At 42.9% G+C, this 24,881-nt stretch carries 16 protein-coding genes and 2 tRNA genes; 4 read left to right on the plus strand and 14 right to left on the minus strand.

The features are described 5' to 3' along the window. Positions 1-74 precede the first annotated feature (74 nt). The 4 genes from BWP33_RS07755 to BWP33_RS07770 form a co-directional block, all read right to left on the minus strand. Positions 75-1,577, minus strand: coding sequence for a helix-hairpin-helix domain-containing protein (locus BWP33_RS07755; protein WP_002642065.1), 1,503 nt, complete (start codon positions 1,575-1,577; stop codon positions 75-77). Further along, positions 1,574-3,211, minus strand: coding sequence for a PP2C family serine/threonine-protein phosphatase (locus BWP33_RS07760; RefSeq protein WP_002642066.1), 1,638 nt, complete (start codon positions 3,209-3,211; stop codon positions 1,574-1,576). Before BWP33_RS07760 ends, BWP33_RS07755 begins: the two co-directional genes overlap by 4 nt. 9 nt (positions 3,212-3,220) lie before the next feature. After that, a complete protein-coding gene (locus BWP33_RS07765; RefSeq protein WP_211206393.1) occupies positions 3,221-4,264 on the minus strand; it encodes a TerY-C metal binding domain-containing protein in 1,044 nt (347 codons plus the stop codon). Between the two features lie 105 nt (positions 4,265-4,369). Next, positions 4,370-5,239, minus strand: coding sequence for an NAD(P)-dependent oxidoreductase (locus BWP33_RS07770; protein WP_002642068.1), 870 nt, complete (start codon positions 5,237-5,239; stop codon positions 4,370-4,372). 619 nt (positions 5,240-5,858) lie between these two features. On the opposite strand from BWP33_RS07770, the gene BWP33_RS07775 reads away from it, so the two are divergent. Next, entirely contained in the window at positions 5,859-6,932 is a 1,074-nt protein-coding gene (locus BWP33_RS07775) for a TerC/Alx family metal homeostasis membrane protein (RefSeq protein WP_002642069.1), read from the plus strand. A gap of 74 nt (positions 6,933-7,006) precedes the next feature. Continuing rightward, positions 7,007-7,585 (plus strand): TerD family protein, encoded by a 579-nt coding sequence (locus tag BWP33_RS07780; protein WP_002642070.1) that lies wholly within the window; start codon positions 7,007-7,009, stop codon positions 7,583-7,585. Positions 7,586-7,696: 111 nt separating this feature from the next. Here the strand turns inward: BWP33_RS07780 and BWP33_RS07785 are convergent, their stop codons facing one another. The 3 genes from BWP33_RS07785 to hemN form a co-directional block, all read right to left on the minus strand. After that, positions 7,697-9,355, minus strand: a complete 1,659-nt coding sequence (locus tag BWP33_RS07785) for a phospho-sugar mutase (RefSeq protein ID WP_002642071.1) — start codon at positions 9,353-9,355, stop codon at positions 7,697-7,699. A gap of 208 nt (positions 9,356-9,563) precedes the next feature. Beyond that, the gene (locus BWP33_RS07790; protein WP_002642072.1) at positions 9,564-11,207 is read right to left on the minus strand and encodes an ArnT family glycosyltransferase; all 1,644 of its coding nucleotides are present in this window, start codon (positions 11,205-11,207) and stop codon (positions 9,564-9,566) included. Between the two features lie 293 nt (positions 11,208-11,500). Then, positions 11,501-12,907 (minus strand): oxygen-independent coproporphyrinogen III oxidase, encoded by a 1,407-nt coding sequence (gene hemN, locus BWP33_RS07795; RefSeq protein ID WP_002642073.1) that lies wholly within the window; start codon positions 12,905-12,907, stop codon positions 11,501-11,503. Positions 12,908-13,096: 189 nt separating this feature from the next. Between hemN and fnr the strand changes: the two genes are divergently transcribed. Next, positions 13,097-13,837, plus strand: a complete 741-nt coding sequence (gene fnr, locus BWP33_RS07800; RefSeq protein WP_002642074.1) for a fumarate/nitrate reduction transcriptional regulator Fnr — start codon at positions 13,097-13,099, stop codon at positions 13,835-13,837. 165 nt (positions 13,838-14,002) lie between these two features. Here the strand turns inward: fnr and mgtE are convergent, their stop codons facing one another. The 3 genes from mgtE to BWP33_RS07815 all read right to left on the minus strand — a co-directional run bounded on the left by mgtE (position 14,003) and on the right by BWP33_RS07815 (position 15,869). Next, the gene (gene mgtE / locus BWP33_RS07805) at positions 14,003-15,439 is read right to left on the minus strand and encodes a magnesium transporter (protein ID WP_002642075.1); all 1,437 of its coding nucleotides are present in this window, start codon (positions 15,437-15,439) and stop codon (positions 14,003-14,005) included. A 257-nt stretch (positions 15,440-15,696) separates the two neighbouring features. After that, positions 15,697-15,771, minus strand: a tRNA-Glu gene (locus BWP33_RS07810). A 21-nt stretch (positions 15,772-15,792) separates the two neighbouring features. Next, a tRNA-Arg gene (locus BWP33_RS07815) sits at positions 15,793-15,869 on the minus strand. Between the two features lie 116 nt (positions 15,870-15,985). On the opposite strand from BWP33_RS07815, the gene BWP33_RS07820 reads away from it, so the two are divergent. Beyond that, positions 15,986-17,338 carry a 3'-5' exonuclease gene (locus BWP33_RS07820; RefSeq protein ID WP_002642076.1) on the plus strand — a complete coding sequence of 451 codons (1,353 nt, stop codon included), beginning with the start codon at positions 15,986-15,988 and terminating at the stop codon, positions 17,336-17,338. A gap of 81 nt (positions 17,339-17,419) precedes the next feature. Here BWP33_RS07820 and BWP33_RS07825 read toward each other — a convergent pair whose 3' ends face one another. The 4 genes from BWP33_RS07825 to gltB form a co-directional block, all read right to left on the minus strand. Further along, on the minus strand, positions 17,420-18,118 hold the full coding sequence (locus tag BWP33_RS07825; protein ID WP_398408265.1) for a 5'-methylthioadenosine/adenosylhomocysteine nucleosidase: 699 nt from the start codon (positions 18,116-18,118) through the stop codon (positions 17,420-17,422). Positions 18,119-18,276: 158 nt separating this feature from the next. After that, positions 18,277-18,756, minus strand: a complete 480-nt coding sequence (locus BWP33_RS07830) for an S-ribosylhomocysteine lyase (RefSeq protein WP_002642078.1) — start codon at positions 18,754-18,756, stop codon at positions 18,277-18,279. Positions 18,757-18,823: 67 nt separating this feature from the next. Next, positions 18,824-20,251 (minus strand): FAD-dependent oxidoreductase, encoded by a 1,428-nt coding sequence (locus BWP33_RS07835; protein ID WP_002642079.1) that lies wholly within the window; start codon positions 20,249-20,251, stop codon positions 18,824-18,826. Between the two features lie 77 nt (positions 20,252-20,328). Next, entirely contained in the window at positions 20,329-24,795 is a 4,467-nt protein-coding gene (gene gltB, locus BWP33_RS07840) for a glutamate synthase large subunit (RefSeq protein WP_002642080.1), read from the minus strand. Between the last annotated feature and the right edge of the window lie 86 nt (positions 24,796-24,881).

The following is a 24,881-nucleotide window of genomic DNA, read 5'->3' on the forward strand; positions in this document are numbered from 1 at the left end:
TTTACCTTGTTGCCTCTTGTTTTTTCAGCATCATACTTTTTGAAGCACTATCCAAAATTTGTTGCCTATTCCTTTCACAAATTGCCAGCCATCTGCACCATCAACAAACGACCACCCAGCCCTTTCTGCAACAAAATGTGCGCATTTTCCACCAATTTCACTTTGCCACCTATTGGAATCGCCATTTTATTTGTAACATCATACATTTCAGGTAGCCTTTCATTAACCAACCACCAATCACCTTTATATTGCACAAAATATCCCACACGTTTGGCATCTTCGGTTGTTAAGCGTTCATTTGGAAAAACAGTACCATCAGCATGCCATTTAAACAAAGATTGCCCACTGTACACCATAATACGATGATTATCAGGACGATAACTACCATTAGGTGCAGCTGAATACACATTCAACACAGGCAAGCTGCCTGAATGTACCGTCCCACAAAATGGACATTTTGGCTGGCGCGTATTGTCAAACGCATACCATTTTTGCTCACAATCGGGATTGGCGCATGGCTGCAACAAATCCACTGTTTTTACCAACACGCGTTCCCATTCATCTGCTGTCGGGCGCAACTGCGGATTGTGTAAACTACCAATAAAAGCGCGTCTGAACAAATCTGCAATATATGGACCACACACGGTATAAGGTATTTTATCGGTATCTTTCCATGGCAATTCAGTAGGTTTACAGTTAGCGACTTTGATGCGATTGCTGACATCGGTGGGGTGTTCCACAAACAAAGCTTGACTACCCATGCTGAGTTCTTCATCGCGTTGAGTGTCGTTTGGGTCGTGGATTTTGTCGCCACGTAATGGGTGTCGGTACAGTAAGTACATATAAATCAACACCGCCAACGCGTGTAAATCCGTTGTACGGCTTGGTAATTTACGGTCTGGGTCGTCTTTAGGTAAATGTGCGGACGCCACCACTTCAGGCGCAATAAAATCAGGCGTTCCCACCACAGTCGGCGGATGCCTACCAGGAACAACCAAACCATCAATGTCAATCAAACATGCCTGCCCTGTTACAGGATCAATCAAGCAATTTTTGTAACCCAAATCGCTGTGGCTCAAACCTGCCATGTGCATACGCCGCACCGCTCTTGATAACATAATACAAATTTTCAAATGCGTCATCCAAGTGCCTAATTCGCGTTCGTCTAAAAAACGATTGCGATTAGATGCACTGGCAAACCATTTACCGTCTTTGTCTTTGCCTTTGATTTGCAACATATCGTTGTTTCGGCTGCCGTATTCAAAGAAAAAACACTCGCGATAAAATGGCACCACCACACCTAATTTACCGTTGTATTCCACCACTGCTGTGGGCCAACAATATAATTTTTTTAAATATTCGCCACCTTCTTGATTGAAAATGCGTTCGCGATATAAACCAGTGATTTGCTCCAAACGTTCGCGCGTGGCAGCATCAGCAGGTTCGCGAAAAAATGCCACGACATAATCTTTGTTTGGCGAAAACATCACATCTTTCATGCCGCCTTGTGCTTTGACTTCATCAACAAATTTAATGGTTTCGCCATTGGTTGCGGTTAGAGTAATGATTTGGCTCATGATGCGTTTTCCGTTTTGATAGATGATGATGACAATTCGGTTAAACGTTCAGGCTGCCTGAAAAAAACAGATGGCACAAATAATGCCAACGTGCGGTCATCGTGATTGCCTGCCGACCAAAAGTCTAACCACGCTTCTAATGCTTTTTCAGGCTGCGTGTTACGCAATGGCGTTTGCAATTCCGCCCACAAATCTGCCCAACGTTGCGGATTAGACAATTGCGCGTCCGTTTCAAATTTTGGATCAGACACGCCATCGGTCATCAACAACAAAACAGGCGAATCATCACTAACGATACAACGCACGCGTTTAGTTAAGCTATCTTTCGTGGTTTCTTCCACAGTTAAAAATTTGGTTTCGCCCGAATAGCTACCTCCATCGCTTTTACTGACAAAATCTAACTGCTGTTTTTCAGGTCGCCAAATCGCCACCGCGCCATCACCTACAGAATAAGTAGCGGTTAACCATTGCCCATTTTCCATCGGTAAACTCAAGGCAAACAATAAAGTACACGATAATTGCTTAAGTGGAATTTGTTCGTCTTTAGCGGCATTGTGTAAAGATGTGTAAGCACAATAAACGGCTCGAGTCGTCAAATTAATTAACACACGCTTACAATTATCCAAATCAAACTGCGACAAAATCGTAAAATTGTCTTCTTGACTATCCAACAATTCCCACACCGTATCCGCGACCGCATCTACCACCACTTGCGAACCCAAACGCGAAAATTCAGCACTGCCTGCACCGTCCGATACCGCAATTAAATGCAAATTGGTGCGTAAATGATGCCGAATGGTAAAATCATCATCGCAGTGCGTACCCACATGAGCATGCGAACGTCCCCGCACACGCGCAGCCAATAATTTACCTTCAATTGTGTCGATTTCATCACAAAAAACATCGGGTTTGGCAAAACGTGCTTTTTCGTTGGACGGAATATTTTTCCACAAATCACGCGGATTCGGATTGATATACAACGTCTGACGTGTGGGAATCACATTATCACCGTACACCAAACTGTAACGCACTTCCACATCACCAGAATACGTGGGTTTTCCGTGAATGCTTCGCGTGGCAGCGTCCCAAATCAAACCGCAATCTGGTTTAAATACAACATCTTGTGCTGATTTAGGCAGCGTAACCAAGTAATTTTCACCACAGCGTGCATTGGGTAATGGGGTAATTTTCGGGGCAATAGGCATGACAGGCTCTTTAGTTAATAAAACGGTTTTGGGATTTTCAGGCTGCCTGATTTCTGGATTTAGTGCAATTAATTCGGTGGGAGAATTCGCCACTTCTGCCAATGGCAAGTCTGTTTTTTGTTGCAATTCATATACAGGCTTTGGATTTTCAGGCTGCCTGATGGGCATCAATTCGCTGGAAGACTCATTTTTTTCAGTCGGCGCAATTAATTCAGTGGCTGGATTCAAATGATTCTTGGGTGCATTAGGAGTAGCCACTTGAATAGAAACTGTTGTAACTGGGTAATTTTTATCATAAAAAGTTTGCCACGCTGAAATAAATGCTTGTACCACAGCATCATTTTCCTGAACAAAATCCAACCAATCTTGTTCGCTTAAATCATTCGCCCAATACCGCCAACTGTCGTGCGTATTCATTAATTTTTTCATCTTACTATCCTAACCACGAGACCGCGAAATATCAAAATCCTCACCAGATGCCGACATATACACTTCTTGATGACACGCTGGGCATTGAGCCACACCTTCACCATTCACACAAAAAATCTGACCGCAGCCACATTGCGCCAATGCCGCCAACGCCCCACAATGCGGACAGCCACCGCCTCCCATTAACGCCGATGCCGCAATTTTATTCATGTTCACACGCGAATCCGACCAAGCCATGTAATCCGCTTCCAACGGATAAACCCCAACATAACCATAAACTTGTGCTTTTTGTTTGAAATATGGCACATCATTCATCATTGGAGCGCGTTCATATTTTAATAAATAGGGTAATTTGGTTTTCGCACACAATCCACTGATAATCACATAATTTTCATCAATTGCTGCCGCATCATTCAAACTTTTAACCAATGACAACATAGGCAATTCTTTTTTATCCAAACTAATTGGTAAATCCACACCTAAACTGCGACTCTGTGATGAAACCGATTGTGAAATCCAACGAATAAATTCTTTAAAATCATTTTCTTTAACATCTTCTAAACGCAGCATACTCGTACTGATTTCACTCAAGCGCGACAAATCCGCAAATGGTCCAATCCCAACAGACACCAACGTGGCACGTTGCATAAAATCACGTTTCCATCGCGCAATCGCCGCATCTGGATTATCGGTTGCGCTACCGTCTGACATCAAATAAACAATTGGTTTGTAATCACCTTTTTGCGTTGGGCTACTTAAAATCACTTTTTGCGTTATCTCGTCCATCACATGATTCAACGCCGCCCCCAACGAAGTCCCCGCACCTACAGGCAAACGCGGCGGATAAAACGCATACAATTCCATCAACGGCGCAAGCGTTTTTACCACACCCGCGAACGCAATAACCGATAAATACACTGTTTCCAATGCATAAGGGTCTTTACGTAACTCATTAATTAATTGATTAATTCCTTCTTGCATATGACGCAAAGGACTCCCAACCATACTCTCTGAAACATCAATCACTAAAAAAATCGGTAAACGGCGCATCATGTTTTCCTTATGGGTTATTTACATCAATCTTTCAGGCTGCCTGAAAATAAAAAATAATCACAAATATGGTCATAATCATTTTCAGGCAGCTTTATTAATTATTTTTTATTTTTGAAACAATTTGATAACGGCGGTCATTTGCTCCGCACCAAAACCATGCTCTACACCTTGTTGGAACACTTGTTGCGTGGCTCGAATCACAGGCGACATTTGATTCTCACCCACACTGTCCAACATATAGCGCATATCTTTTTCAATCAATTCAACAGGAAATAACGGCGCAAAATGACCATTCAACATGGACGGTGTGTTACGTGTGGCAATCATGCTCCAAGCAGGCGTTTGCGCCAACGCCGCCAACGTATTATCCACATTGGCGTGATTGCGTTGCAACATAGCAATCATTTCCGCTAAAACAACCACTTGCACACCCATCAGCGTATTGGTACACAATTTCGCCAACGCCCCCGAACCCACTTTTCCAATCACATTATCTGGTACTTTACCCATACATTTCAAAACATTACGCACACGTTCAAATGTGCTTTGCTCACCACCCATCAAAAATACCAATTCTGCTGCTTCCGCTTGCGGACGCGAACCCGACACAGGCGCTTCCAAAAATAAACGCTCCTCCACTGTAAACATATTAGCCAAAGATTGAATCCAATCAACAGTTAAGGTTGAACTTTCAATAGCAATGGCATTTTCTTTCATACCAAAAAATGCACCTGTTTGCGCATTCAGCCACACATCACGCGATGCTTCGTTGTCGCGTACCATACTGATGACCACATCAGCATCGGCAACCGCGTCCATCGGCGTAGGTGCAGCAACCGCCCCCCAAGCCACCAATTCATCACACGCGCTGGCAGTGCGATTCCAAACCGTCAATGGATAACCAGCTTGCAATAAGTGCTTTGCCATACGAACGCCCATTGCGCCCATACCTAAAAATGTAATTTTTTGAGTCATTTTGAATACCCTTTTATAAAATAGCACTTATTTTGTCACAATTTAGCATATTTTTGTTATGACAAAACGAATGCAAAAATTAAAAACCTGTATTCACAGCCAAGCACGATGTCTTTTTGCCCAATTTGGCATGCCTGCTGCGTTGAATTTCATGCTAATACGAACACTATTGGCATAAAATTCGTCTTATATTCGCACCAACTGGGACAAAAATCCATTTCACTTTGGCTATGAATACAGGTTCTAAGTTTGGTTGGTCAAAAAATCGTGCAAATCTATCGTGTTGCATCCACTAAACACAGTTAATTACTCAAACAATGAAAATCTAAGAACCTATATTATTTATACGAATTATTTGATAAATTTTAATATTTGTAAAATATACCCCAATTTGACAAAATTTTCAGCAGATAAAATCGTTTGCTCAAAATTCTTTGCCAGACATCGAGACCAATCTAACTATGCAGACGTTCGTTCTACACTCCAACGTTTGTGCAAAATATGCCAACTTGATTATTGTTTGTTAATCTTTTTTTTTTGAATCAAAGTAGTCGCGAGCTTACACAAAATCGTTTACAATAATTGACATGATTAACCATGTGAATGTTGGAGTAGTAGTATGACAGGACATTTAGGCTTCCCAATAGAAACGGTAGCGGTATTTGTGATTTTTTCAGTCGGCGCCATTGCGATTGATTTGTTTGCACACAAAGATGACAAACCAATGACACTCAAAAGTGCGGCTCTGTGGTCAGTATTTTGGGTATTGGTGTCTATTGCATTTGGTGGCTTTTTGTGGCTGCATCATGGTAGTGAAGTGGCGAGTTTATTCTTCACAGGTTACGCATTAGAAAAAGTGTTGTCGGTGGACAATTTATTTTTGATGATGGCTGTGTTTGCATGGTTCAAAGTACCTGACGGTTTGCGTCATCGCGTGTTGTACTGGGGAATTATTGGGGCGATTATTTTCCGTATGATTTTCGTAGCGATTGGTGCGGGTTTGTTGGCATTGGGTCCTTATGTGGAATTGGTGTTTGCGTTGATTGTTGGTTGGACGGCTGTGATGATGCTTAAACAAGATGATGCTGAAGACGAAAACGAAGATTATTCAGAACATTTAGCATATCGTTTGGTACACAAATTTTTTCCTGTGTTTCCGCGTTTGTATGGACACCATTTCTTTTTGAGAGGCGATGAGTTGGCAAAAGCGCGCGAAGCGTACCCTGATGTTCGTTTGGAATTGGCTGGCGAAGATGTGAAACACCCAGAAAATAGCCACCCACACGCCATGAAAAAAGGGCAATTAGTCGCCACACCGTTGTTTTTGTGTTTGGCGGTCATTGAATTGTCAGACGTGATGTTTGCGTTTGATAGTGTGCCTGCGGTGATTGCGGTGTCTAAAGAGCCGTTGATTGTGTACAGTGCGATGATGTTTGCGATTTTGGGTTTGCGAACATTGTATTTTGTGTTGGAAGCATTGAAGGGGTATTTGGTGCATTTAGAAAAAGCGGTGATTGTGTTGCTGTTTTTCATTGCGTTTAAATTGGGTTTGTCGGCGACTAATCATTTGTTCCATCACGGTTTTGAAATTTCAGCCAATACGTCTTTGTTGATTGTGTTGGTGGTATTGGTGTTGGGCGTGGTGGCATCGTTTATTTTCCCAGAGAAAAAAGACGAAACCAAAGAAAATTAATTGTTCAAATAAATATAGTCGTTTAAAATAACAATATGATTTTAAACGACTATCTGTAAGAAGGAATCTAAATTATGGCAGTTACATTAAGCAAAGGTCAAAACGTTTCTTTGAGCAAAACTGACCCATTATTGAAACATATTCTTATTGGTTTGGGTTGGGATGCACGCAGCAGTGATGGACAAGATTTTGATTTAGATGCCAGTATTTTCATGACTACAGACAATGGTAAAGTATTATCCGATGATTATTTTATTTTTTATAATCAACTGGTTTCGCCATGTGGTTCGGTGCAGCATACAGGGGACAACCTCACAGGTGATGGTGATGGAGACGATGAGAGTTTAATCGTAGAGTTGGCGAAAGTTCCTGCTAATATCAAATCGTTGTTCATTACGGTTACCATTCACGATGCGGATGTACGTAAACAAAATTTCGGTCAAGTGAGCAATGCATTTGTGCGTTTGGTCAATCATGAAACAGGACAAGAAGTTTTACGCTTTGATTTATCTGAAGATTATAGTACCGAAACCGCGATGGTATTCGGTGAAGTGTATCGCTACAACAATGATTGGAAATTTCGTGCCATTGGGCAAGGATATTCGGGTGGATTGTCGAGTCTGTGTCATCAATATGGTGTTAATATTGAATAAATGATTCTATAGTCATTTAAAATTAGAAATATCACTGCATTAACCTAACAGTACACGACAAATTTCCAATATCGGGCATAATTGTTGTGTACTGTTAGAGCCGCTTAATCATTAACAATCTTGTTTACCAAACTGCTCTGAACGCAACAATTCACGCACTGCGCCATCAAATTTTTCTAGTACTCGCATCGCATCAATTGCATCATTGCCTTTCACATCCAAATACACTTTGATTTTCGGTTCTGTGCCAGATGGGCGCACAATCAAACGACTACCATTATCCAATGCGTATACCAAAATATTATTGGGTTCAGTACCTTGAAGATAATCTTTTGATTGTACAATTTTATTTTCACCAATTTGAGTCGGTGGATTTTGGCGGAATGCGTCCATTAATTTGGGAATATCTGCTAAATCTTTCACGCGCAATGAAATTTGACTGCTGGCGTATGCGCCGAATTCTTGTGTGAAATCAGCGATATGCTGTTGAATTGTTTTGCCTGTAGCTTTCAGGCTGCGTACCAAATCCAAAAACATGATTACGGCTGAAATACCATCTTTGTCGCTGACTTTATCGGGATCTACTAAATAGCCCAATGCTTCTTCAAAACCGAATACCAAATTGGGTACTTTGGCGATGTATTTAAAACCTGTTAGCGTTTCTTCGTTATGGAAACCATATTTTTGGGCGATTTGTTCCAATGCTGGCGATGACACCAATGAACACGCTAATGTACCTGTTTTACCTGATTTTTTTGCCCGTTGTGCCACATACCACGCCAACAAACAACCCACTACATTACCGTGTAAAGGTTTCCAGTTACCTTGTTCATCGGGAATCGCCACCGCCAAACGGTCGGCATCGGGGTCGTTGGCGATAATGAATTCGGCATTTTGGGCTTTTGCCAATTCAATTGCCAAATCCAGTGCGCCTTTTTCTTCGGGATTAGGGAAAGCGACTGTGTGAAAAGTGGGGTCGGGTTCGGCCTGTTCTGCCACGATGTGTGGTAATGGTAAATGGGCAGCCTGAAGCGTTTTGAGTAAAATTTCTTTGCCTACACCGTGCATGGCGGTGTACACATAATTCAATTCACATTTAGGTTCAATTGCCAATTTAGCTGTTTTTTCAATGTATTGATTGATAACGGTTTCATCTAAAATTTGATAATTTTGACTACGCGCATATTCGTCAATATTAATTTGTGTTGCTAAATCAATTTGTTGTGCAATTTCTTTATCAGCAGGCGACACAATTTGACCACCACCATTGTTTTTGCCCAAATACACTTTGTAGCCATTGTCATCGGGTGGATTGTGGCTGGCAGTTACCATCACGCCAGCAGTCGCATCAAAATGACGAATAGCGTATGCCAATACAGGTGTTGGCAGCAAACGAGGCATCAGTAACGCTTTCACGCCCGCACCAGCCATAATTTCGGCGGTGTCTTGGGCGAAAATTTTGGAATTTTTTCGCCCATCGTAGCCAATGACAATAGATGGTTCCTTGTCGTTTACCAACAAGTAATTTGCCAAACCTTTGGCAGCTTGCGCGACTAACACGCGATTCATGCCCATACTGCCTGCTTGTAAACGCCCACGCAAACCAGCCGTACCAAATTGTAAACGCCCATCAAAACGCATTGCCAATTCTTTTTCAGCATCGGTGTTACCTGATTGGGCTTGATTGAATAAATTTTGTAATTCGGATTTGGTTTCAAAATCGGGGTCTTGGTTGAGCCAATTTTGTACTTTTTGGTGTAATTCGGTCATCTTTATTTTCCTTTGGACAGGTTTACATAATCAAATAGGCAGCCTGAAAAAAATCACGCGCCCACGATTTTGTTGTGTTATGACACACGGTTTTCAGTTTAACATAAATTTTCAGGCAGCCTGAAGCCTTTGCGAAGCTCCCAAAAAATCCTTTAAATTTGGGTTTTATGTTTGCGTAGAATGGCTCAACTTATTGATTAGCAAGTTTTTATGAATGTTTAACCAATGCAAACATTTCCATTTTTTGACGCGGGCGTTTGCCTTGCCAAATGATGTTTTGCGGATTGATGTTGTGTAAATCTGCATCTTGTTGATATTGAATCAATTCATACAAACAGCGTTTACCCGATTCATCTGAAACCGTCTTCACGAAACTGTATTCACGCCACGCCAAACGTGCCACTGTATGTTGCGGCGCAATATACACGCAATCGGTTGTCGACGCATCAGGCAATTTCGCTTCCATTTGCTGCACCACTGGGCGGTAACTTTTCGCTGCGTCCAGCCAAGGTAAAAACAACGTCAGCAACAACGCCCATACCAACGTCATGCCTGATGCCCAGTTATTCACGGCTTGCCGTCCGCGAATGCGTTTGCGTGTAATGGCGAAAATCCATGCAGGCGTAAACAAAATGGCTACCACCATTGGCATGATGTTAATATCACGCGTATAAAATGGGCTGAAATACACTGCGCGTTCGGCTAATTTTGCGGGGAAACCATAGTTCATTGCCACAAATCCCACCCACAAAAATGCCGCCATCAACCCAAACAGCATAATCCCAAACCAATTTAAAAATGCCGCGACACCACGCCGCAAATTATCTAATTGTGCCGCTCCAAAAATTGCCACTGCAGGTAAAATCACAATTAAATTATCTTGATAGCTTTGTGGGTTTACCGCCAATAGTGCCAAAAAAATCACCACCCACGCTACACACAACACGCCCCAACGCGTTTGCCACCAATGATGACGACGACCACGCCACAGTGTCCAAATTGCTAATGGATACGCTGGAAAACCAAACCATAAAAAATGATATAAATAATACAATATGTTCCAATTTGCGTGTAGATTGCCGACGCCACCATACGCACCAAATACATATAAATGCCAATAATGTTGTGTGGCAACAGGATTTATTTTTGTCATTACCAAAATTTGCAATCCAATCAATGGAATAACCATCGCCATAGTTGCCAATAACACCGAAAAATAACGAACGCTGCGCCATTGCTGAGTCAAACTCAGCAGCCATGCCACGCATAATAGGCAGCCTGAAAATAGCCAACCGACTGATTGTGATAAAAATAATATGCCAATTGTCAATAAAAACGCCGCAAAAACCACTTGACGTTCCGCCACCGCTAATCCCCACAACGCCAATCCCACACCAGCAAATGCCACCGACATACTACTCAAAAAATGCCCCATGCCCAGCAATCCCGCCGAGCCAATCAACATCAAAACCACGCTATGCCCATACGATTTTCCCAATAAACGATAAGCCGCCATGCCCGTTGCTGTTAAACCCAATGCAGTAAAAATAACAGTTGCAAAACGAGCAGCTGAATAAACATCAGTTGCCCAAGGCGATAGCAAATAACGCGTCCATTGTGCCGTCCAAATGTAAATCGGGGCAGCCTGAAAATACGCATCACCTAACAAAGTTGGGAAAAAATAAGATGTTGTTTCGTCAATGACTTGATACAAGTGCGGTTCTTGTGGTTTCCATAAATCGTGGGAAAAAATACCTGGCCACAACCACACAAATACCAATAACATCAATAACCAAGGATATTTTTGCGTTGAATCAGTAGATTGCTGATTTTTGGGAAGATAAGTGAGCATAAAAAATCAAATCCAAAAATAAATTAGTCCATGATTATAGACAAAATCATTGATATTTTATACTGAAAATTCAGGCAGCCTGAAACCTTTGCAAATCCCCATTTAAATATATCAAAAGGCTTTGCAAAGGTCTTAGAACCTGTATTTATAGCCAAGCGCAATGTCTGTTTGCCCCATTTAGCACGTCTGCTGCGTTGACTTTCACGCCTGACATTCGCACCAACTGGGACAAAAATCCATTTCACGTTTGCTATGAATACAGGTTCTTAGAATATTTAGAATAAATGAATGAATTAGACGGTTTGCGAATATTTGGCTTTGGTTTCTTTGTGGCGTAAATAGTAGTCAAAAATCATGGCAATATTGCGAATCAAAAAACGACCTTTGGGCGTAACTTTCAGGCTGCCTGAAACCGCATTCCACTCAATCAAGCCCAGTTTTGCCATATTGTCCAAGTCGGGTAATTCTTCAGAAAAATAATTTACAAAATCAATACCATAATCCGATAATTCTAATTCAAAACGACACATCAAATCTTGAATAATTTGACGGCGCAACACGTCATCTTCATTCAAGATAAAACCGCGCATCACTGGCAATTTATTTGCGTCTAAATCGGCGTAATAATCGTCCAACAGACGTTGATTTTGGCTGTAAGTGTTACCGATTTTACCAATGCTGCTTACGCCAATTGCCACCAAATCACAATCAGCATAAGTGGAATAACCCTGAAAATTACGCTGCAAACGACCTTCATGTAATGCAATCGCCAATTCATCTTCGGGTTTGGCAAAATGATCCATGCCAATGAAAACATAGTCTTTTTCGTCCAATAAATGTACTGCGTATTGCAAAATATCTAATTTTTCTTCGCTGGATGGCACCGCGTTGGTGTCGATGCGGCGTTGCGGTTTGAAGATATGCGGCAAATGCGCATAATGATACAGCGCGATGCGGTCTGGGTTCAGCGCGGTCAAAACAGTGTCCAAAGTCGGTTTGATGCTTTGAACCGATTGATGTGGCAAGCCATAAATCAAATCTACGCTGATGGATTTGAATCCTGCTTCACGCGCTGCTTCGATTACATTCTGTGTTTCTTCAATGGTTTGAATGCGATTGACGGCAGCCTGAACTTTGGGGTCAAAATCCTGAATCCCAACACTCATGCGATTGAATCCGAGTTTCGCCAATTTAAATACGCTTTCGCGACTGACTTTGCGTGGGTCAATTTCAATGGAATATTCGCCATTGGGCAGTAATTCAAAATGTTCGCGAATCATCTTGAATACGCGTTCTAATTGTTCATCACTTAAAAATGTGGGCGTACCACCGCCAAAATGCAATTGGGCAAGTTGGTGTTTGCCATGTAAATGTGGTTTGAGTAATGCCATTTCTTTTTCTAAATAATTCAGATACTCATCTGCTTTGCTGGTGTCTTTTGTGATGACTTTATTGCAGCCGCAGTAGTAGCAAATCACATTACAAAACGGAATATGAATATATAAAGAAACAGGTTTTTCATTAGCATTTAACACATTATCCAATGTCTTAATGTATTCAGGCTGCCTGAAACCATCGTGAAAACGGTCGGCGGTTGGATAGGAGGTGTAGCGCGGACCTTGATTGGGTAGGCTGGAAATGAGTTCGCGGTCAAATTCAAAGAGTGTGTGATTTTGTGGATGAAGGGTAATGGTTTTCATGGATATAAGACTTTATGATTGGAATGAAATAAATAATTATGGGGTTAGTTATTACCACGTTTGAGATAAATTTTGTTAAAATACATCTATAATTTTTAAGGTTGCTTTGACTAAAATCAAAACAATTTTCTATATTATTCAAAAACCGCAACCGTTAATTGATTCATTTTGAAATTTGAAAGTGAAATTATGCCACACACATCGCGACGCATCAAAACTCAATGCGCCTCCTGTTCACTCAAGGAATTATGTTTACCTGTTGGATTACAATCCGTTGATTTTGAAAAATTAGATGGTGTGATTAAACAAAGTCGCCGTTTGAGAAAAGGTGATTATTTGTACCATTCTGGCGAAAATTTCCAATCAATTTATGCCATTAGGACAGGTTTTTTTAAAACACTGGTTAGTTTATCAGACGGGCGCGATCAGGTTACGGGTTTTTTTATGTCGGGCGAATTGTTGGGTATGGACGGCATTGATAATCATGCTTACACAAATAATGCGGTGGCGTTGGAAGACAGTGAAGTGTGTGAATTACCATTTAATCGTTTGGACGAATTAGCGCAATTCATTCCGAGTTTGAATTTGCATTTTTTTCGCTTAATGAGTCGCGAAATTATCCGTGACCAAAATGTCATGATGATGTTGGGTAACATGAATGCAGAAGAACGGTTGTCCACTTTTTTAATCAATTTGTCGCAACGTTTGGCGGCGCGTGGTTTTGCTGCCAATGATTTTGTGTTGCGCATGTCGCGGGAAGAAATTGGCAGCTATTTGGGTTTGAAATTGGAAACGGTTAGTCGAACGTTGTCGCGTTTGCATCATGATGGCATTGTGTCGGTTGAACACAAACACATTCGCATTTTACAACCGCAAGTTTTGCGCCAAATGCGTTCCCAATCTTTAAGCAAAGCCTGTTCTGAATCGTGATGAAAATTCAATATTTCACCATGCGAAGTTAAAAACTTGGCAAAACTAAGAACTTGTATTCATAGTCAACGTGAAATGGATTTTTGTCCCATATTTTTGTCTCATTTGATTGGCTGCGAATACAGGAAACACCATATTTTTATTAATTAACCGATGCTGTCTTTTTTATTTCAACAAAAACATAGTCGCCAAACCTAGGAAAATCAGAAATCCTCCAGAATCTGTAAATGCGGTAATCAGCACCGAACTTCCCAACGCTGGGTCTTTGCCCATTTTCTCCATGCCAATCGGAATAAGCACACCCAAAATCGCCGCAAACAATAAATTTAATGTCATCGCCGCCACCATCACCAAACCAATCCCCACACTATGATACAACACACACGACAACAGTCCCATTACGCCCCCCCAGACCAAACCATTTACCAAAGCCACACCTATCTCTTTTTTCAATAATGCCAACGCCTGAGAATTGGAAATGTTGCTGCTGGACAACGCCCGAACAATCATCGTGATGGTCTGGTTGCCAGAATTACCACCAATCCCCGCCACAATCGGCATCAACGCCGCCAACGCCACAATTTGCGCAATAGAATGCTCAAACGCCCCAATCACCCGACTGGAAACAAACGCCGTCCCCAAATTCACCGCCAACCAAAACCAACGGTTTTTTACAGAACGCCACACGGGTGCAAATAAATCTTCATCGTCTTGCAAACCCGCCATATTCAACATATCCGCTTCACTTTCTTCACGAATCACGTCCATCATCTCATCAACCGTTAAACGCCCAATGAGTTTTTTATCGGCATCTACCACAGGAGCGGTAACCAAATCGTAGCGTTCAAATGCAGATGCGGCTTCTTCGGTGTCATCTTCGGCACGAAAAACCACAATTTCGGTTGCCATCGCATTCACTACCAATTCTTCTGGGTCAGAAATCAACAATTTGCGAATTGGCAACACACCTTGCAAAATATCATGGTCATCAACCACAAAAATTTTATCCGTATGATTGGGTAATTCATCAAAACGGCGCAAATAACGAAGCACCACTTCACATGACACATCAGCACGTACACGAACCATCTCAAAATCCATGACTGCACCTACTTGATTATCCGCATAAGATTGCGCGGTTCGCACTTGGGCGCGCTCTTCATCATCCCAGTCTTTGGTGGCTTCGGCGAGTACTTGTGGTGGCAAGCTATCGGCTAAATCAGCTAATTCGTCTGCGTCCAAATCTTCCAACGCAGCGATTAACTCTTGTTCGTCCATGTGTTCTATCAAATTTTCGCGAACGGATTCGGACACTTCCAATAAAACTTCGCCGTCCTCTTCGGGAGTTGCAATTTGCCACACTAAAGCGCGTTCTTTTGGGGGGAGATTTTCCAATATGTCTGCGACATCGGCTGGGTGCAATTCGTGCAAGATACCGACCAACATTTGCAATTGTGCATTAATTCGTGGTTCGGGCAAATGTGTATTATCGTGTTGAATGTCTTTGCTGAAAGGTAGCAATTGAGTTGCTAACTCGTGAATTTGGTCAATGTCGTAAGAAATACGTTGTTCGCTATTTTCACTGATGAGTAGAGAATCCATGCCATGCTCCGCCTGCCTAATCGCAAGCGGTTTAGGCAAGATTATTTGTGTATGAAAAACAATATACTGGGAAGGTCGTCCATGATATTGACAAAATATAAAGATGAAAAAATTTTCGGGGCGTATTGTATCATATTTAAATCTGAAATTTTTTCAGGCAGCCTGAAACCTTTGCAAAACAAATGAAAAAAAACCGAGACATGTTACAGATAAAAACAAAAAAACCACTCCTTTATTATAAGAGTGGTTTCAAAATGTGGCACGCCCACGGGGAATCGAACCCCGGTTACCGCCGTGAAAGGGCGATGTCCTAACCGCTAGACGATGGGCGCGTATATGCACTTTCTCTATGATGGCGCACCCGGAGCGATTCGAACGCCCGACCCTTTGGTTCGTAGCCAAATACTCTATCCAACTGAGCTACGGGTGCTTGCCTTGAAAGATTCGGATTATAGAGAATGCGATATTTTATGTCAATACTGATTAGCGGAATTGATTTTTTAATTGTATAATATATTTATTTTTCAAATAAAATAATTTTTAATCATGCAACACAATGATGCTTTTTTAGCAAAACAATTGGCTTTTTTCAGACTGCCTGTGGTGATTTTGGATTTGGAAGCCACAGGCGGACATTTTATGCATGACCGCATTACAGAAATTGCCTTTTTGCGTTTTGATGGGCAAAATGTAGAACGTTTCACACAACTGGTTAATCCACAAAAAGAAATTTCCGAGTTCGTCACGCAACTTACGGGCATCAGTAATGAAATGGTGGCAAATGCCCCAACGTTTGCTGATGTCATCCCGCATATTTTGCCCATGCTGCGCGGTAGCTTGCTGGTGGCGCACAACAGTCGTTTTGATTACACGTTACTACGAAATGAATTTCGTCGTGCTGGCGTGCCGTTTGCTACGCCAACTTTGTGTACTGTCAAATTGTCGCGCACACTGTATCCGAATGAGCATAAACATAATTTAGATGCTGTTGCCAACCGATTTGGTCTTACGTCTGATGGTAAGCGTCATCGGGCGTGGGCTGATGTGGCGATATTGGCGGATTTTTTGCAGGCTGCTTTGCTGGATAATGCCGACAGGTGGCAAAAAATTGCGCTATCTTTGATACAACCACCTGTTTTACCAACAAATATACCTGAAAATATTCATCATGATTTACTTGAATTTTCTGATGATTTTGGTGTGGTCGCGATTCATTTGGCGCAACGTGTGGAATTGTTAATTTGTGAAAATGCGTATCGGGAGACCATCGCTTGGTTATTGAGTCATATTTCATTATCAAATGAAATCAATAAATTGGCGTTTTATCCAACGGTTGGTATGTTGCATAATATAGCGACTTTTGCGCGTTTGGCACGAGAATTTGAACAGCAATTGGGCGCAAGTGGACGGCACACCATTGAATTTTATGAACAACAAGGCTGCCTGAAAGCCAAAGTAACGCTTTTGAAAAATGGCTTTTATACTGCGCCGCCTACTGGCGTGTTCATTTACCCGAAAGCCGCTAAAAAAGCTGTGCAAGAATGGGCAACTACGCATGAAATTTGTCCGACTTGGTTGGGGGTTTTGCCGTACACATTACCCAAATCTGCGCCTTGTCCTGTGGCTTTAGCGAAAACGTGTGCGTGTGAATCCCAAGATTTAAATTTGCATAATCAGAAAGTGAGGCAGTTTTCCGACAAGCTGCCTACTGCGGATTGGTTAAATAGTCCACGTTTATTTATTCGCGAAACCGATGAATTAAGTGGGCAGTTTGTTGATTTTACAGTGGAACGTGGTGCATTATTATTGGACAATGGTGAATGGTTTGTTCATTATGAACTGTTTTCCATTCTCAAACAGAAGTTTAAATTTCAGAAAGAAACCATTAGGGACAATTAACCATTCTTAGAACCTGAATGGTTATTGCCTTTAAATTTGGGTGTTGCTCAAGGTTTCAGGCAGCCTGAAAATAGCAGAATATTAAATATTTTGTATTAAACCGCGTACCAATTGTGCTGAATGTGCCGCCGCTGTTTGCAAAAACTCGTCAAAGCTGATTGCCGCGCTGCTGTCGGCAGTATCCGAAATGGCGCGAATAATCACAAAAGGCTTGTTCAATACCACGCAAGTTTGTGCGATGGCTGCTGCTTCCATTTCTACCGCTACAATGTCGGGAAAATGTTGGCGAATCAGTTGGCGGTCCGATTCGCTGTGAATGAATTGGTCTCCACTTGCCACCAAGCCACGATAAACACGCAAACCCGCGTTGGGGGCAGCTAATTCAGCGGCGCGAACCAAATCCACATGACTGTTAAAACGTGCTGCCATTTGTGGGACTTGCCCATGTGTGTAGCCAAACGCGGTTACATTAACATCATGATGCGCCACTTGTGTGCCAATGACGGCATCGCCAATGTGTAACTCTGTTCCCAAACCGCCTGCGCTGCCTGTGTTAATGATGCAATCGGTGGCAAAATGTTCAATTAAAATGGTGGTGGCGATGGCTGCATTCACTTTGCCAATGCCACTCAAACACAAAGCAACCGATTTTCCATCTAATTCTCCTGAATAAACCGATAATTGACCGAATTGATGTGATTGGATATTGGTCATGGATTGTTGGAGTAATTCAATTTCTTTTTCCATTGCGCCGATGATGCCAATAATTTGGGGTTTGATGGTCATGATTGTTTCCTGAATCAATTGAAATAATTGGTGGTGTCCTGAAAAAGTGTGCTATCTCAAAATATTGTCATGCTCGCGCAGGCAGCAATCCACTTAGCCAACACACCATAAAATGACGGTACGTTCTATTTTCAGGCTGCCTGCAAAATGGATTACGCAAAAATGGTTGTCCATTCATTTCGTTTATCCAACAGATATTGCGCGATTTTTTGCGCGCCCGTCAAACTGTGGCTTGCTGCCCAGCCACATTGCACCACATTACACGCGGGGACTTCTGTGGCGGTTAATACATCTTGCAACGTTTTTTCAATTAAATTCAATGCGTCATTGTATTCGGGTAAATTCAGCAAGGCGATGTAAAAACCTGTTTGGCAACCCATTGGGCTGATGTCAATGATTTTGTCGGAATGATTGCGCGACAATTCTGCCATTAAATGTTCCAATGAGTGCAGTGCAGGCATTTCCATATGGTCTTGATTTGGTTGGCAAACACGCAAATCATATTTGTAAATTTTGTCGCCGTGGTCGCCGTCGGTAACGCATGCTAAACGCACATAGGGTGCCTTGACTTTGGTGTGGTCTAAATTGAAACTTTCTACGTTCATGCGTTTTTCAGTTTGAATGGTATTCATCATTATTCCTTGATTAGATTGGTTAAAATACTTTTCAGGCAGCCTGAAATTTAAAGCAAGTCAATTTTTACACACCCAAATATTCTAAAATGCTTTCAGCGGCCGTGCGTCCTTCTACAATCGCGGTTACCACCAAATCCGAACCGCGTGTGATGTCGCCACCTGCAAATATTTTGGGATTAGACGTTTGCTGTTTCAGGCTGCCTGCGCGAGCAATGCGGCCGCGATTGTCGGTTACCACGTTTGCATCTGCAAGCCAAGGCATCTCGTGTGGTGCAAAACCAAACGCGACAATGACCGCATCGCAAGGTAAAACTTCTTCACTGCTTTCAATCATGACGGCTTGACGGCGACCGTTGGCATCGGGTTCGCCCATTTGCGTGCGAATGATTTTGATGCCTGTGGTTTGACCGTTTTGGTTGGTTTCAATTGAAATGGGTTCAGCTTCAATTTCAATGGGTTGTGCATTAAATTCAAATTCTACGCCTTCTTCTTTGGCGTTTGTATATTCTTTTTTGCTGCCTGGCATATTGGCAGCATCGCGACGATACACGCAAGTTACTTCGCTTGCGCCTTGGCGAACCGATGTGCGAACGCAATCCATTGCCGTATCGCCACCACCCAACACCACTACGCGTTTGCCAGCCATGCTGACGTATTCAGGAGCGTCCAAATTCAACAAATTTTGCGTATTGCCAATCAAAAATGGCAACGCAGAATACACACCAGCCGCATTTTCATTGGGAATATTTGCCGTCATGCCTTTGTATGTGCCTACGCCCAAAAATACCGCATCATATTGATTTACCAAATCATTTAGTTGAATGTCTTTGCCAATTTCTACGCCCAATTCAAATGCCACGCCCATTTCGCTGAATAATTCCCGGCGGCGACGCATTACCGCTTTTTCTAATTTAAACGCTGGAATGCCGAATGTCAGCAAACCACCAATTTCTTGTTGGCGTTCATACACGACGACATCCACGCCATTGCGAATTAAAATATCTGCACAACCCAAACCCGCTGGCCCTGCACCAATTACTGCTACTTTTTTATTGGCTTTGGGTACACCTTTGACGCTGGGTTTCCAGCCCAATTTAAATGCTTCTTCGGTAATGTATTTTTCAATATTGCCAATGGTTACCGCGCCAAATTCCGCGTTCAATGTGCAATCGCCTTCACACAGGCGGTCTTGTGGGCAAACGCGTCCACACACTTCAGGCAGCGTGTTGGTGGTGTGCGCCAATTCCGCCGCCTCAATGATGCGACCTTCGTGCGCCAAACGCAGCCAGTTCGGAATATTATTGTGCAACGGACATTTGTTTTGACAATACGGATTACCACAACCCAAACAACGGTCGGCTTGTGATTGCGCTTGTGTATCGGTAAAAGCTTGATAAATTTCTACGAATTCTTTTTTACGCGCCGCCAATGGGATTTTCTGTGGGTCGGTACGCGGTAAATCAATAAATTGATAAATATTTTCTTTGGACATGGTTTGTTCCTTGAATTTATTTGTTTTTTGGTTTTCAGGCTGCCTGAAACAAATTGCACATTTTATTCACAGTAAAATTAAGCAGTTACTTGGCGCAATTCCACCACGCTGCGGCGTTTGTGTCCCAAAAGTGCGTTCACGTCATTGGCTTTGGGTTTGACCAACACGAATTTAGTAACATATTGTTCCCAATCTGCCAAAATTTCTTCGCCAATGTGGCTGTGAGTTAATTCAACGTGTCGTGCAATCAAACCACGCAAATGCTCTTGGTGTTGAGGTAAATCATTGATGGATAAACCTTCTACCATTTCGCCATTAATGCGTTTTTGGAATTTGCCGTCTGTATCCAAAATGTAGGCAAATCCGCCTGTCATACCAGCACCGAAGTTGATGCCTGTTTTGCCCAATACGGTAACTACGCCACCTGTCATGTATTCGCAACCGTTGTCGCCAATGCCTTCCACCACAGCCGTTGCGCCTGAATTGCGTACTGCAAAACGTTCACCAGCACGTCCAGCCGCGAACAATTCGCCACCTGTTGCGCCATACAAACAAGTATTACCTGCAATTGTGGCTTTGTGCGATTGGAATGCCACGCCATTGTGTGGTTTGATGATGATTGTGCCGCCGCCCATGCCTTTGCCGACATAGTCATTCGCATCGCCTGTCAAATTCAAGGTGATGCCACCTGCCAACCAAACCCCCAAACTTTGTCCAGCTGTACCATTTAAATTCACGGTAAATTCTTGTCCGCGTTTGCCTGTGTTGCCGTGTAATTTGGCAATGCTGCCTGAAAGCGTTGCACCCACCGAGCGATCCAAATTGCTGATGTCAAACGATGCTTCATGGCTGTCGCCTGCATCAAAGGCAGCCTGCATTTCGTTGATGATGGCTTGATTTAATAAGCCTTGGTCAAATGGATCGTTGCGTTGTGTGTTATACGGTGCGCTGCCTGCTGGGATTTTGGGCGAATACAGTAATTTGCTCAAATCCAAACTGCGTTGTTGTGCCGTTTTGCCTTCAATGATTTCCAATAAATCGGTGCGTCCAATCAAATCGGTTAATTTTTCCACGCCCAAACTTGCCATGATTTCGCGTACATCTTGCGCGATGAATTTGAAGTAATTCATGGCTTTTTCGGCTGTACCATGGAAATGTTTGTCGCGTAACGTATCGTCTTGAGTGGCGATACCTGTTGCGCAGTTGTTTAAGTGGCAAATACGCAAGTAGCGACAACCCAATGACACCATCGGCCCTGTACCAAAACCAAAGCTTTCCGCCCCCAAAATGGCGGCTTTCACCACGTCCAAACCTGTTTTTAAACCGCCGTCCACTTGTAAGCGAACTTTGTGGCGCAAATTATTTTCTACTAATGCTTGTTGCGCTTCGGCTAAACCCAATTCCCAAGGGCTGCCTGCATATTTCACGCTGGTTAATGGGCTTGCACCTGTACCGCCGTCATAACCCGAAATCGTAATTAAATCGGCATACGCTTTTGCCACGCCTGTCGCGATGGTTCCAACACCTGGCAAACTCACTAATTTCACGGAAATCAAGGCATTTGGGTTGATTTGTTTTAAGTCAAAAATCAATTGCGCCAAATCTTCAATTGAATAAATATCGTGGTGTGGTGGTGGGGAAATCAGCGTTGAACCAGGAACGGCATAACGTAATTGTGCGATATATGGCGTAACTTTGTCGCCAGGCAATTGACCGCCTTCGCCTGGTTTGGCACCTTGTGCTACCTTAATTTGAATCACGTCTGCGCTCATCAAATACGCGGCAGTAACACCAAAACGCCCAGATGCCACTTGTTTAATACGCGATACTTTTTCTGTGTTGTAACGAATTGGGTCTTCGCCGCCTTCGCCCGAATTGGAAAAACCACCCAAACGGTTCATGGCAATGGCCAAACTTTCGTGTGCTTCTGGACTCAACGCGCCAATAGACATCGCCGCGCTGTCAAAGCGTTTGTACAAGTTTTCAGGCTGCTCAACTTTGTCCAATTCAATCGGCTGACATTGTTCGGTTTTCAAGCGGAACATATCGCGAATGGACATCACAGGACGATTATTGACAAAATCACGATAAATTTTGTATTTGTTGTAATCGCCAGAGTTGCAGGCTGCCTGAATGCTGTTTACCACATCGGGATTATAGGCGTGGTATTCGCCTTGTGGTTTGAATTTCAAATAACCGCCTGCACTTAAACCCACGCTGTTACGCCAAGCATTTTGGCGTGTTTGCGTGATTTTTTCGTCCAAATCGGCAAACGTTGCACCTGCTACGCGACTGGTCATTTCAGGGAAACATAATTCGCTGATTTCTCTACCTAAACCGACATTTTCAAATAATCGCGCACAACGGTACGAAGACACGCACGAAATGCCCATTTTGGACATGATTTTGTACAAGCCTTTGTTAATGCTGTTACGGAAATTTTGCATGACCACGCGCATCGGTTTTTGAATCGCGCCCACTTTGACCATATTCGCCAAACTCTCATACGCCAAATATGGATAAACGGCAGTCGCACCCAAACCAATTAATACCGCAAAATGGTGTGGATTACGCGCTTCGGCGGTTTCCACGATGATATTGGTATCGCAACGCAATTTTGCGTTTACTAAGCGATTTTGTACCGCACCCACAGCAAACGGCATGGGGATTGGTTGGCGATTTTTTGCAATGTTTTTGTCTGAAATAATCAATAAAACCGCGCCATTGTGAACTGCTTGTTCAGCAGATTCACACAAGTTTTCAACTGCTTGTTTTAATGTTTGTTCATCTGGATTGTAAGTGGCATCTAAAATCGCGTGTTGGTAATCGGTTTCAGGCAGCCTTAAAATTTGCTGCATATCTGAATACAATAACACAGGCGATTTAAAATTTACGCGGCTACTCATGCCTTCTGCTTCAAAGAACACGCTCATTTCTCGCCCAATGCTGGTACTCAAACTCATCACATGAGCTTCGCGCAATGGGTCAATCGGCGGATTGGTTACTTGTGCGAAGAATTGGCGGAAATAGTCGTAAATCACGCGATGGCGTTCGGACAGTACCGCAAATGGTGCGTCATCGCCCATTGAACCAACGGCTTCATAACCGTCATCGCCCGCCACACGCAATGTGCTTTCCAATTCTTCTAAATCGTACAAGAATTGTTTTTGATAGATTTTCAGGCTGCCTTCGTCCATAGACGCTTCACCTACTTCGCTGTCGGGCAGCTGTTCAAATGGCACAAGCGGCATAACGTGTTTATCCAGCCATTGGCGATAAGGGTGTCGCGCTTGCAATTCATTATCAATTTCATGTGAATGCAATAACTTACCGTTTTGCGTGTCAATCACGAGTAATTCGCCAGGCCCAACCCGTCCTTTTTCCACGACTTCATCGGGGGCATAATCCCAAATGCCGACTTCAGATGCAATGGTAATTAAACGGTCTTGTGTAATCACAAAACGCGCTGGACGTAAACCGTTTCTATCCAAATTGCAAGCGGCATAACGGCCGTCTGACAACACAATCCCTGCAGGCCCGTCCCAAGGTTCCATGTGCATGGAATTGAAATCGTAGAATGCGCGTAAGTTATCATTCATATCAGGATTTTGCTGCCATGCGGGTGGCACAAGCAAGCGCATGGCGCGGAATAAATCCATACCGCCACACACCAATACTTCCAACATATTATCCATTGAGCTGGAATCTGAACCCGTTTCATTAACAAAAGGCGCAGCTGTTTGCAAATCGGGAATCAGTGGCGTGTAATATTTGTGAGCACGCGCTCTTGCCCAAGCGCGATTGCCTGAAATTGTGTTGATTTCGCCATTGTGTGCCAAGTAGCGGAATGGTTGCGCCAATTTCCAACGTGGCATGGTATTTGTTGAAAAACGTTGATGAAACAAGCAAATAGCCGATTGCATACGCAAATCGCCCAAATCCAAATAGAATTTAGGCAAATCTTTGGGCATACACAAGCCTTTATAGATGATGGTTTGATTGGATAATGAGCAGATATAAAAATCGTCGTGGTCAATGCGTTTTTCAATGCGACGACGTGCCACAAACAAACGGCGTTGCAAATCCACGCCACGCCAGCCATTGGGTGCATTCACAAAAACTTGCTTAATCAAAGGCATATCTGCTAATGCGATTTCGCCTAATACATTAGGATTGGTTGGGACATCGCGCCAAGCTGCCACACCCAAAGTTTCGCGCGTTAATTCTTCGTTGATGATTTTGATGTAATCGGCAGCCAATGTTTCGTCGGTTGGCAAGAAAATTTGCCCCACTGCAAAATTTTGCGCCAATGAAATGCCTTGTTCTTGGGCAATGGCACGGAAAAAACTTTCGGGCATTTGAATAGACAAACCGCAGCCATCGCCAGTTTTGCCGTCTGACAAAATTGCGCCACGGTGTTGCATTCGCGATAAACCCAAAATCGCGTTACGAACGACTTTATGGCTTTGCACGCCGTCAATATTGGCGATTAAGCCAAAGCCGCAGTTGTCCTTTTCCAAAGAGCGGTCATAGAGCTTGGTCATATAAAAACTTCCAAAGTAGTGGTTTATTGAAACAAACATCTTTTCAGGCAGCCTGAAAGGAAGTAATTGAGTAATTTAGCTACAAA

It is taken from the genome of Simonsiella muelleri ATCC 29453, from assembly GCF_002951835.1.
Classification (GTDB): Bacteria; Pseudomonadota; Gammaproteobacteria; order Burkholderiales; family Neisseriaceae; genus Simonsiella; species Simonsiella muelleri.